The 9798-nt window shown below is 60.1% G+C and carries 11 protein-coding genes and 1 pseudogene; 7 read left to right on the top strand and 5 right to left on the bottom strand.

Annotated elements, in window-relative coordinates; translation table 11 throughout:
- Positions 1 to 79: 79 nt before the first annotated feature.
- The 3 genes from ACQKP2_RS30570 to ACQKP2_RS30560 all read right to left on the bottom strand — a co-directional run bounded on the left by ACQKP2_RS30570 (position 80) and on the right by ACQKP2_RS30560 (position 3035).
- Positions 80 to 721 carry an oxidoreductase gene (locus tag ACQKP2_RS30570; RefSeq protein WP_427582048.1) on the bottom strand — a complete coding sequence of 214 codons (642 nt, stop codon included), beginning with the start codon at positions 719 to 721 and terminating at the stop codon, positions 80 to 82.
- A 27-nt stretch (positions 722 to 748) separates the two neighbouring features.
- Positions 749 to 2467, bottom strand: a complete 1719-nt coding sequence (locus ACQKP2_RS30565; protein WP_427582047.1) for a C13 family peptidase — start codon at positions 2465 to 2467, stop codon at positions 749 to 751.
- 112 nt (positions 2468 to 2579) lie between these two features.
- Entirely contained in the window at positions 2580 to 3035 is a 456-nt protein-coding gene (locus ACQKP2_RS30560) for a MaoC family dehydratase (RefSeq protein ID WP_427582046.1), read from the bottom strand.
- Between the two features lie 191 nt (positions 3036 to 3226).
- Here ACQKP2_RS30560 and ACQKP2_RS30555 point away from each other — a divergent pair, with 191 nt between their 5' ends.
- From ACQKP2_RS30555 to ACQKP2_RS30535, 5 genes are all read left to right on the top strand, one after another.
- On the top strand, positions 3227 to 3592 hold the full coding sequence (locus tag ACQKP2_RS30555; RefSeq protein ID WP_427582045.1) for a CidA/LrgA family protein: 366 nt from the start codon (positions 3227 to 3229) through the stop codon (positions 3590 to 3592).
- On the top strand, positions 3589 to 4305 hold the full coding sequence (locus ACQKP2_RS30550) for an LrgB family protein (protein WP_427582044.1): 717 nt from the start codon (positions 3589 to 3591) through the stop codon (positions 4303 to 4305). Before ACQKP2_RS30555 ends, ACQKP2_RS30550 begins: the two co-directional genes overlap by 4 nt.
- Positions 4306 to 4316: 11 nt before the next feature.
- A complete protein-coding gene (locus ACQKP2_RS30545; RefSeq protein ID WP_427582043.1) occupies positions 4317 to 4907 on the top strand; it encodes an LON peptidase substrate-binding domain-containing protein in 591 nt (196 codons plus the stop codon).
- Positions 4908 to 5076: 169 nt separating this feature from the next.
- The gene (locus ACQKP2_RS30540) at positions 5077 to 5280 is read left to right on the top strand and encodes a cold-shock protein (RefSeq protein ID WP_427582042.1); all 204 of its coding nucleotides are present in this window, start codon (positions 5077 to 5079) and stop codon (positions 5278 to 5280) included.
- A gap of 76 nt (positions 5281 to 5356) precedes the next feature.
- Positions 5357 to 5572, top strand: coding sequence for a hypothetical protein (locus ACQKP2_RS30535; RefSeq protein WP_427582041.1), 216 nt, complete (start codon positions 5357 to 5359; stop codon positions 5570 to 5572).
- Here the strand turns inward: ACQKP2_RS30535 and ACQKP2_RS30530 are convergent.
- Positions 5569 to 6885, bottom strand: a complete 1317-nt coding sequence (locus tag ACQKP2_RS30530; RefSeq protein WP_427582040.1) for a bifunctional DedA family/phosphatase PAP2 family protein — start codon at positions 6883 to 6885, stop codon at positions 5569 to 5571. The two genes, ACQKP2_RS30535 and ACQKP2_RS30530, sit on opposite strands and share 4 nt — an antisense overlap.
- A gap of 160 nt (positions 6886 to 7045) precedes the next feature.
- Positions 7046 to 7744, bottom strand: coding sequence for a DNA-3-methyladenine glycosylase (locus ACQKP2_RS30525; protein ID WP_427582039.1), 699 nt, complete (start codon positions 7742 to 7744; stop codon positions 7046 to 7048).
- Between the two features lie 189 nt (positions 7745 to 7933).
- Between ACQKP2_RS30525 and ACQKP2_RS30520 the strand changes: the two genes are divergently transcribed.
- Together ACQKP2_RS30520 and nadD are read left to right on the top strand one after the other, a co-directional pair.
- The gene (locus tag ACQKP2_RS30520; RefSeq protein WP_427582038.1) at positions 7934 to 9205 is read left to right on the top strand and encodes a glutamate-5-semialdehyde dehydrogenase; all 1272 of its coding nucleotides are present in this window, start codon (positions 7934 to 7936) and stop codon (positions 9203 to 9205) included.
- Between the two features lies 1 nt (position 9206).
- Positions 9207 to 9740 (top strand): annotated as a pseudogene (gene nadD / locus ACQKP2_RS30515) (nicotinate-nucleotide adenylyltransferase); the annotation flags it as partial.
- Positions 9741 to 9798 lie beyond the last annotated feature (58 nt).

Raw genomic sequence — 9798 nt, 5'->3', positions numbered from 1 at the left:
CAGGCTCGCTCCCACATTTGATCGCAATCCAATGTGGGAGCGAGCCTGCTCGCGATGGCGTCATGACAGACACCGAAGATTACTTGCCCAGCTTGCGCAACTCATCCGACTCGACAATCCGCACACCATCCTGTTCCTCAAGCGCCAGCCGCCACATTGCCCTGGCCATCTGGCAGGCTTCAATGCCGTGGTACTTGCCGGGAATCAGCCGTGACAGCGGGCCGGCAACTTTTTCCGCCAGACGAGGTTCGATGCGTTCACCCAGCAATAAAGACGGACGGCAAATGGTCAGTTGCGGCCAGTCCTGCGCGCGCAATGCCTGCTCCATTTCGCCTTTGACCCGGTTATAGAAAATCGGCGACTTCGGATCGGCGCCCAGGGCGCTGATCACGATCAGGTGCCGGGCGCCCATCTCCCGCGCACGTTTGGCGAATGCCACCACCATGTCCAGATCCACCGCGCGAAAGGCCTGTTCCGAGCCGGCCTGCTTGATGGTCGTGCCCAGGCAGCAATAGGCGATGTCGACGCGGCCGTTCAGTTGCGGCAGAAACACCGTTGGGTCGCCGACCGGGTTTTCAAGGTGGGGATGCCGGGCCAGTGGCCGGCGCGAAGGCGCCAGTACCCGTGTAATCGTTGGCTCATTGAGCAAGCGATCGAGCAAATGTTCACCGGTCAGTCCGGTGGCTCCGGCAAGCAGTACGTGCTGAGGCGTCAAGTACATAGTGTATCCCCCTTGATACTCATCAGCTTAGTTGGTCTTTGCATCCTTGCTGTCAATGAGAGCACTTTGCAGTGCTTTTCGTGCTTGCTGTTTGCGTAGCAGTTGCCAGTGGGACAGGACGGTTTTCGGTGCCCAGATCTGTGGCTCGGAGGCTTCGAAATTGTCAGCCAATTCGCGCTCGGCGACGGTGGCCTTGGCCAGCTTGAAAGCTTGCTCCAGGTCATCGGTCTGATTCAGGGCCTGAGCGAACAGGGCGTCGCCGAAGTAGGTGAAATTGGCTTCTTCCGAGCAGCCGAACGAAACGCGGTCCGCCCGCGAGGCGGTCATGATCAGGGTGCGTTCATCCTTGAGGGCGGGAATGAAGCCACCGGAATAGCAGGACGAAATCACGATGATCTTGTCGCGATTTTTCAACGGGGCGAGCACCGCGGCCAGTTCGTCGGCCGGCAGGTCGGCCAGCTCCATGCGTGGCTGATCGAGCACCAGTTCGTGTTCGCTGGTGCCGTGGCTGGACAGGTAGATGAAAATCAAATCTTCCGGGCCGCTGCGTTCGGCCAGTGTCATGGCCGCGCGGCGCAGGTTCTCCCGGGTGGCCATTGGCCGGTCAGCGAGGTGATCGCGATGGTTGACCAAGCGAATCTGGCCAAAGGCTCCAAAACGGCTGGCAAGCATGTTGGCCACGTAGTCGGACTCACGCAGGAATACGCTCTGTTTGCCGTCGCCACCCAGCGTCAGGCTGTACAGCTCGACGGCAGGAGTGGAGGCAGGCACATTGCTCAGCATCTCATCAAGCAGGCGGCCCTGGGCCAGCAGGCCAAGTTCGAGAGGGTCGGGCAGTAACTTGCCATCGGCGTCCCGCACGCGCTGGCCGTTGACCCAGATGCCGCTGAGTACGGAGCCATCGGTCAGCACCAGGGTGCCTCGACCGGAATAGGCATCGCCATCGAACTGGCCCACGTAAAAACTGCCGTCGGGGAGGTTCAGGCGACCTTGGCCACTGAAGCGCCAGTCGTTGAATTGGCCGATGTAATGGCTGCCATCGGCACCGATCAGCTCACCCTTGCCATTGAGTGAGCCTTCCTTGAACTGGCCCAGCCAGACATCGCCATCCGCATTTTCGTAGCGGCCCTTGCCGTGCAATTGACTGTTCTTGAAGGCGCCGACATACAGATCGCCTTCCGCGCTGTTGAAGGTCCCGTTGCCTTCCAGTTGACCGTCGACGAAATGCCCGGTGAATTGATTGCCGTTGCCATCGCCGCGCTGGCCTTCGCCGTTGGGTTTGCCATGGGCGAACTGCCCCTGGTAAGTGCTGCCATCATCGAGGTCCAGGTGACCGAGCCCCGAATACTGATCGGCCTTGAATTCACCGCGATAGGTCATGCCGTTTTCTTTGAGGGTGCCCTCGCCGTCGCGTCGGCCCAGCTTGAAGCCGCCGTTGTAGCTGCTGGCGCTGGTGGTCAGGCTGCCTTGGCCGTCGAACAGGCCTTGATTGAATTGTCCGCGGTAGACTTCGCCGTTGCTGCCGTGCCATTCGCCCTGGCCATGCCATTGGCCCTTGTCGAACTGGCCGGCGTACCAACTGCCGTTGGGGTAGTCGATGCGGCCCTGTCCCTGCAGCAAGCCGTCGACCAGATCGCCACGATAACGTCCGCCGTCAGGCAGGCGGGCGTCTGGAGGCAGCGGCGATTCGCCGTCGCCGCAAGCGGTGAGCATCAGGGTCAAGGCAAGGAGTGCAAGTGAGCGCATAGCGGGTTCCGGACAATTAGGCGACCGAGTATGCCGCAGCTATGTGTCCATATACAGCCGGAGGAACAATGGGGGCGCGAAACAGCGTGAGCTGCTTCGCATCCGGGAAGGTTTACACGAAGCAGAGCGACAGAGGCTCGGCGATATACGCCGGTTTGTCCGAGCCTTCGATTTCCAGTGTGGCGGTGGCCTTGAGCAGCCATTGGCCGGGTTTCTTTTCGGTGACTTCGGTCAGATCGACCTTGAGGCGCACTTTCGAATTGACCTTGACCGGTTGAATGAATCGCACGCTGTCGAGGCCATAATTGACCACCATTTTCAGGCCTTCAGGGAGAACCAGGATGTCCTCCATCAATTTCGGAATCAGCGACAGCGACAGGAATCCGTGGGCAATGGTGCCGCCAAAAGGCGTTTGTGCTGCCTTGACCGGATCGACGTGGATGAACTGATAGTCCCCTGTGGCTTCGGCGAACAGGTTGATGCGCTCCTGATCGATCGTGAGCCAATCGGAACGTCCAAGTTCCTTGCCGACATAATCATTGAGCTCTGCAACTGGAACATACGGCATTGAGACTCTCCTTGGGTTCATCGGTTTTATAGTTTTGAAGTGGAGGGTGGCCTCCCGGATTACCAATGTAGATCAACATGGCTGAATGCTCCGGTCAACTGACCATGCTTTTGGCGAATGCCGGTCCATAGCGTCGGCATGCTTATAATGCCCGGGCCAATGCGGGTGACGGATTTAGCGGGAGATCAATAATGTTGTTACGTGGCCTGACCTGGCTGGTGCTGTTTCAATTGCTCGGCACCGCGATCAACCATTTATTTGTGCCGGTCCTGCCGGGACCGATTATCGGTCTGCTCTTGTTGCTGGTGTACCTGATCGCTCGTGGCCAGGTCGGTGAACCGCTGAATCAGGCGGCCGGCAGCCTGCTGCGTTACTTGCCGTTGCTGCTGGTGCCGCCGGCCGTGGGCGTGATGGTGTATGCCGCCGATATTGCCGCGGATTTCTGGGCCATCGTTGGCGCCCTGGTGTTGTCCTGTTTGCTTTCGATGGCGTTCGCCGGTGTGTTGATGCAGCGTCTGATCAAGCGACACGCTCACCCTGCCGAGGACAATCAATGACTTTCGACTGGCAAGGCGCCTGGACGTCGGTGATTCACCACCCGTTGTTCGGCATCGGTATCACCCTGGGTGCCTATCAGCTGGTGCTGGCGGCATTCGAGAAAACCCGCTGGATCTTTTTGCAGCCTGTGCTGGTCTCCATGATGCTGGTGATCGGTGTGCTGGTCAGTTGCGGGCTGACTTACGCCGAGTACCGCAAGAGCACCGAGATCCTCAGTATCCTGCTCGGTCCGGCAACGGTCGCGCTGGCGGTGCCGCTCTACCTCAACCTTCGGCGGATTCGACAGTTGTTCTGGCCGATTTTTACTACGCTGGTGATAGGTGGCGTGGTGGCCACCGGCATGGGCGTACTGCTGGGCTGGTGGTTCGGAGCCGAGCGCATGATCCTGATGACCATGGCACCCAAATCGGTGACTTCGCCGATTGCAATGCTGGTAGCGGAGCAGATCGGCGGTGTCGCCGCACTGGCGGCGGTGTTCGTGCTGATCACCGGAGTGATTGGCGCGATCTTCGGTCCGAGCCTGTTGAACCGGCTTGGCGTCCATAGCCCTGAAGCACGTGGCATGGCGCTGGGCATGACCGCCCACGCGGTCGGTACGGCGGTGGCCATGCAGGAAAGTGAGGAGTGCGGCGCCTTCGCGGCGTTGGCGATGAGTTTGATGGGCGTGGCCACGGCGGTGTTGCTGCCGTTGGCAGTGTCGATGGTGGTGTGAAGGAAATGTCTATGAGTCTGCCGCTTTTTCCGCTGAACACGGTGTTGTTCCCCGGCTGCATCCTCGATTTGCAGATTTTCGAGGCACGCTACCTGGACATGATCGGCCGCTGCATGAAACAGGGTGGTGGGTTCGGCGTGGTGTGCATCCTGGAAGGCGAAGAAGTCGGCATTGCCCCGGCAGGTTACGCATTGGTCGGGTGTGAAGCGCGGATCACCGATTTCAAGACGCAGGACAATGGCTTGCTGGGTATCCGGGTCGAGGGCGGGCGTCGATTCAACGTGTTGAGCACGCAAGTGCAGCGCGATCAGTTGATACTCGCCGAGGTCCAGTGGCTGGAAGAGGAACCCGAACAGCCTCTGCAGGACGAAGATGCCGATCTGGTCGCTCTGCTCAAGGCCCTGGCCGAACATCCGATGGTCGAAGCGCTGAACATGGGCACCGAGGCGACCGGTCAACAGTCGTTGGCCAATCAACTGGCCTACCTGCTGCCTTTCGCCGAGCTGGACAAGATCGACCTGCTGCAACTCGATGACCCGCAGCAACGCCTGGATGCGATTCAGGCGCTGCTGGATGAGTTGCAGGGGGAGCTATTTGCTTAGTTCCCCTGCGCTATTTCGTTTATTTCAAATTAGTTTAAATAACTGACAAAACTGACAGTAGCTGGATGGTTTTACACCGTTCTACGCTTGCCGTGCAAAAACGGAAAAGGCGCTTGGGCTGCTTCCTGGCTTTGCGCTTTTTTAACATTGAGCGAACGAGTGCGCGAAAATGGCAACGGGAACGGTTAAGTGGTTTAACGATGACAAGGGCTTTGGATTTATTACGCCGGATGATGGGAGTGCTGATCTTTTCGTGCATTTCAAGGCCATTAAAGGCAATGGCTTTAAAAGCCTGAAGGAAGGTCAGAAAGTTTCTTTCAATGCGGTGAAAGGGCAAAAAGGCATGCAGGCAGAGGAAGTGGAGCCCGCTTGATATCGGGCTCATGTGGTGGCTTTGACATAACCTGCGCTCCCCGCCGGAAGCAGGCTGATTCTCAAGGGAGAAATCCGTGAACCAGCAGCGCGATAAAATTGAAGAGTCAGTCAAAGTCACCGATTGCCTGGATGATGAGGTTCTATGTTTCTACGTCGATTCGTTCCAGTGCCCGCCTTGGCTGATTAAAGAAGGGCAGCGAGTCAGCTATGTCGTCGAGGTCGACGCCAACGGCAGGCGTTATGCGACAGACATCCGTATTGAAGATGACGAAGATCCGTCTACTGGCTAATAGGCATACCGCAACATCATCTGCGGCAAATGCCGCAACACGAAGAATCCGAACAGCGCTACCAGCGCGGGCAGTACCAGCCACCAGACCTTGGGCGGCATTGCATCAAGTGGGGTGCGGCGCTGGACCAGCCACAGGCTGGCTGCGCAGACACAGGCCGCGAGCATTGCGCCGGCCAGCACATCCGTCGGCCAGTGCGCCCCGAGATACACCCGTGACAGGGCAATCGCCATTGCCGGCAGACACCCCACCAGCAACCAGGTCAGGCGCATCCTCGGCGGTTGTCCCCGGCCCGCCAGTACGGCGAGGGTCAGGAACAGTGCAAAGGAGCCGGAGGCATGGCCGCTGGGCATGCTGTAGCTGGTCAGTGGGTCAGTCAGCACTTCCGGGCGCACGCGGGCGAAGAAGTTTTTACTGATGGTATTACCCAATGCGGTGAACAGTAATGTGCTGCACGCAAAAATTGCCTGTCGCCATTGCCGGGTGATCAACAGCAGTGCGACCAGCAGGGCGCTGAATACCAGCATGTTGCGAAACTCGCCGATCAGCGTGAACACCACGGCCACTTCATCCAGCATCGGGCTGCGATGTTCCTGTACCAGCGCCATCACCCCCTGATCGAGGGCAGCCAGGTGCGAATAGCCGATAAACAGTGCTGCCAGAATCAGAAAACTCATCCCGGTAATGAACATCGTTGCCTTGCGATGCCTGCGCAGGCTGCTTGCCGTGCTCAGTCCTATCATCAGGGCGATGCTGCCGGCCACGACTCCGGCCTGGGGCCAGAAACCCTCGGGCAGTGGCAAGCGGATCGCCGCACCGGTGGCCCAGCCCGGAAGCAGATAAGCCACCGACCACCCCGCGCTGGCCAGCAGGCTGACGGCGAAGAAGCGCGGGAACGGCATGTCGAACATCCCGGCCACCATTGGCAGCATGGGGCGCAATGGCCCGATAAAGCGCCCGACGAGCAGGCTGGCGATGCCATAGCGCTGGAAATACGTCTCGGCCCCGGCAATCCACTCCGGGTGATGGCGCAGCCCTGGCAGGCGCCGGATGTTCTGGTGGAAATGGCGCCCCAGGAAATACGAGATCACATCGCCCAGCGCGCCGGCGACGAAGGCCAGCAGCAGCGTTTCGCTCAATGACAGTGCGCCGCTGCCGGCCAGCACCGCCACGGCGAACAGCAGCACCGTGCCCGGTACGATCAGTCCGGCAATCGCCAGGCATTCGACGAAGGCCACGATGAAAACGGCGGCCGCCAGCCATTGCGGGTTGGCCGTCAACCAGGCAGTCACGCTATCGAGCCATGAGCCCATAAAAACAACTCCATCGAATATTCAGTTGGCCCTCTGTGGGAGCGAGCCTGCTCGCGATTGCGCCGTTTCAGTCAACGGTGATGTTGACAGAGCAGGCTTCATCGCGAGCAGGCTCGCTCCCACAGGGGAGATTCCTTCAGTTTCAATTTTCGGGGCAAAGTCAGGACAGCACAAAATAGTCGCGGCCTTCGACTTGCCCGCGCCGCAGGGGGTTGCGCGTGCAATAGGCGGCATAGGTCGCGTCGACGAAACGGTACATCAGGTGCTCGTCGCGTCCATGGGGGATGCCCAGGCGTGCGGCCTGGATGACATGGGTGGGCGTCTGGCCGACGTCTTCTACCAGTAGCACCTCATGATCGAAGCGCTTGGCGTCCCAGACCGGCACTTTCAAACCCAGCGATTTGCACAGCAAGGTCTGACCGGCACAGAGTTTTTGCGAGGGGCGGGGGTGGCCCTTGGCGTCAGGGTTGTTCAGCAGCATTTGCGCAAGGCTCGCCGGGCCGCTCAGTTCGTCGACCCACGGATAGGCGGACTTGATCAGTACCGCGTTACCAGGACCCTGGGCGCTGAAATTCAGGGAATCGCCACCGCGGGCGTAATACATATAAATGTGCCCGCCATCCAGAAACAAAGCCTTACGTTTTTCTGTGTAGCCCAGGGACGCGTGGCTGCCTTTTTCGGCGCAGTAGTAGGCTTCTGTCTCGATGATTCGAGCGCTGAGCCACAAATTACCGACCCGGTGACGAATGACTTTACCCAGTAGATCCCGGGCCAGCGTTTGCGCGTCGCGGTCGAAAAAAGCGTCCGGGAGCCCCTTGGGCAGGCTTGCAGCGGACGTTCGAACAGTCAGGTCGGTCATGATGAACGGCGATTATCAAGGCTGATTGAGTCGTGATGATAACAATTTGCAGCTTAATTCCGGCTGAACGTCGGTTAATTGCCCTCCGATTCGACCATCCGCCCGTCACCGCTGTTAGTCAGGAGGCACGACAGCTATAATCAGCCGCTTTACTCTTTACCAAGACCTTATCAAAGACCACGCCAGACCATGACTGAGTCCGTTCTTGACTACATGACCCGCCTGGGCGCCGCCGCCCGCGAGGCCTCCCGCGTCATCGGCCGTGCCAGCACTGCGCAGAAGAACCGTGCGCTGCAGGCTGCTGCCAATGCACTGGACGCTGCCCGCGCCGAGCTGACCGCTGCCAATGAACAGGATCTGGCGGCTGCTCGCGCCAATGGTCTGGAGCCGGCATTGATCGAACGCCTGGAACTGACCCCGGCCCGCATCGACGGCATGATCGTGGGCTTGCGTCAGGTCGCGGCCTTGCCGGATCCGGTCGGCGCGATTCGCGACATGAGCTATCGGCCGTCGGGTATTCAGGTCGGCAAGATGCGTGTGCCGTTGGGCGTGATCGGGATCATTTACGAATCGCGGCCGAACGTGACCATCGATGCCGCCAGCCTGTGCCTGAAGTCCGGCAACGCGACCATTTTGCGTGGTGGCTCCGAGGCCATTCACTCCAACCGCGCCATCGCCGCCTGCATCCAGCGCGGGCTGGCCGAAGCCGGTCTGCCGGCTGCCGTGGTGCAAGTGGTTGAAACCACTGACCGTGCCGCCGTTGGCGCGCTGATCACCCTGCCTGAATACGTCGATGTCATCGTGCCACGCGGTGGCCGAGGCCTGATCGAGCGGATCAGTCGCGATGCCCGCGTGCCGGTGATCAAGCATCTGGACGGTATTTGCCACGTTTACGTCAGTGCCCACGCCGATCTGCCCAAAGCCCGGCGCATTGCATTCAATGCCAAGACTTATCGCTATGGCATTTGCGGTGCAATGGAGACGCTGTTGGTCGATCAAATCGTTGCCAAAGATTTCCTGCCTGCGATGGCTGCACAGTTCCGCGAAAAAGGCGTCGAGCTGCGTGGCTGCGAGCGGACCCGGGCGATCATCGAGGCCCTGCCGGCCACCGAGCAGGACTGGAGCACCGAGTACCTGGCACCGATCCTGTCGATCCGCGTGGTTGACGGGCTGGAGCAGGCCATCGAGCACATCAACCATTACGGTTCTCACCACACCGATTCGATTGTCAGCGAGCACCAGGGCGAAACCCGGCGCTTCGTGGCTGAAGTCGACTCGTCCTCGGTGATGATCAATACCCCGACATGCTTCGCCGATGGCTTCGAATACGGTTTGGGTGCCGAGATCGGCATTTCTACTGATAAGCTGCACGCCCGCGGACCGGTTGGCCTCGAAGGGCTGACCTGCGAGAAGTACGTCGTGGTCGGTGATGGCCAGTTGCGCGGACAGGAGCCGGCCTGACTTGGGCGATCTCGACCCGTCAGCCCCGGTAAGCGCCAGCGCGTCTCGACCTCGACGCATCGGTGTACTGGGCGGAACCTTTGACCCGGTGCACATCGGTCACTTGCGTGGCGGGCTGGAAGTCGCCGAATCGCTGGCGCTCGATGAGCTGCGCCTGACACCCAGTGCCAGGCCGCCTCATCGGGATACGCCGCAGGTCTCGGCGAAGGACCGTCTGGCGATGGTCAAGCGCGCGGTGGCCGGAGTTGCACCGTTGGTGGTCGATGCCCGCGAATTGCAGCGGGACAAGCCCTCCTGGACCATCGACACCCTGGAACTGATGCGTGCTGAACTGGACGCCCATGACCAGGTTTTTCTGCTTTTGGGCTGGGACGCATTTTGCGGCCTGCCCACTTGGCACCGCTGGGAAGAGTTGCTCCAGCATTGCCACATCCTGGTGCTGCAACGCCCGGATGCCGACAGCGAACCGCCGGATGCCTTGCGCAACCTGCTGGCAGCGCGCTCGGTGAGCGACCCGCTAGCCCTCAAAGGGCCGAGCGCGACGCCAGGGACATCGCCCAGGTGATCGACAAGGTCCGCGCCGCCGAACAGGA

It is taken from the genome of Pseudomonas sp. NPDC089569 (genome assembly GCF_050280625.1).
Taxonomy (GTDB): Bacteria; Pseudomonadota; Gammaproteobacteria; order Pseudomonadales; family Pseudomonadaceae; genus Aquipseudomonas.
This window is presented reverse-complemented; position numbering and strand designations above follow the sequence as displayed.

Coding starts and splice junctions, on each gene's coding strand:
- ACQKP2_RS30520 (WP_427582038.1), top strand. CDS start 7,934: ATGACTGAGTCCGTTCTTGACTACATGACCCGCCTGGGCGCCGCCGCC.
- ACQKP2_RS30545 (WP_427582043.1), top strand. CDS start 4,317: ATGAGTCTGCCGCTTTTTCCGCTGAACACGGTGTTGTTCCCCGGCTGC.
- ACQKP2_RS30550 (WP_427582044.1), top strand. CDS start 3,589: ATGACTTTCGACTGGCAAGGCGCCTGGACGTCGGTGATTCACCACCCG.
- ACQKP2_RS30530 (WP_427582040.1), bottom strand. CDS start 6,885: ATGGGCTCATGGCTCGATAGCGTGACTGCCTGGTTGACGGCCAACCCG.
- ACQKP2_RS30525 (WP_427582039.1), bottom strand. CDS start 7,744: ATGACCGACCTGACTGTTCGAACGTCCGCTGCAAGCCTGCCCAAGGGG.
- ACQKP2_RS30560 (WP_427582046.1), bottom strand. CDS start 3,035: ATGCCGTATGTTCCAGTTGCAGAGCTCAATGATTATGTCGGCAAGGAA.
- ACQKP2_RS30570 (WP_427582048.1), bottom strand. CDS start 721: ATGTACTTGACGCCTCAGCACGTACTGCTTGCCGGAGCCACCGGACTG.
- ACQKP2_RS30555 (WP_427582045.1), top strand. CDS start 3,227: ATGTTGTTACGTGGCCTGACCTGGCTGGTGCTGTTTCAATTGCTCGGC.
- ACQKP2_RS30565 (WP_427582047.1), bottom strand. CDS start 2,467: ATGCGCTCACTTGCACTCCTTGCCTTGACCCTGATGCTCACCGCTTGC.
- ACQKP2_RS30540 (WP_427582042.1), top strand. CDS start 5,077: ATGGCAACGGGAACGGTTAAGTGGTTTAACGATGACAAGGGCTTTGGA.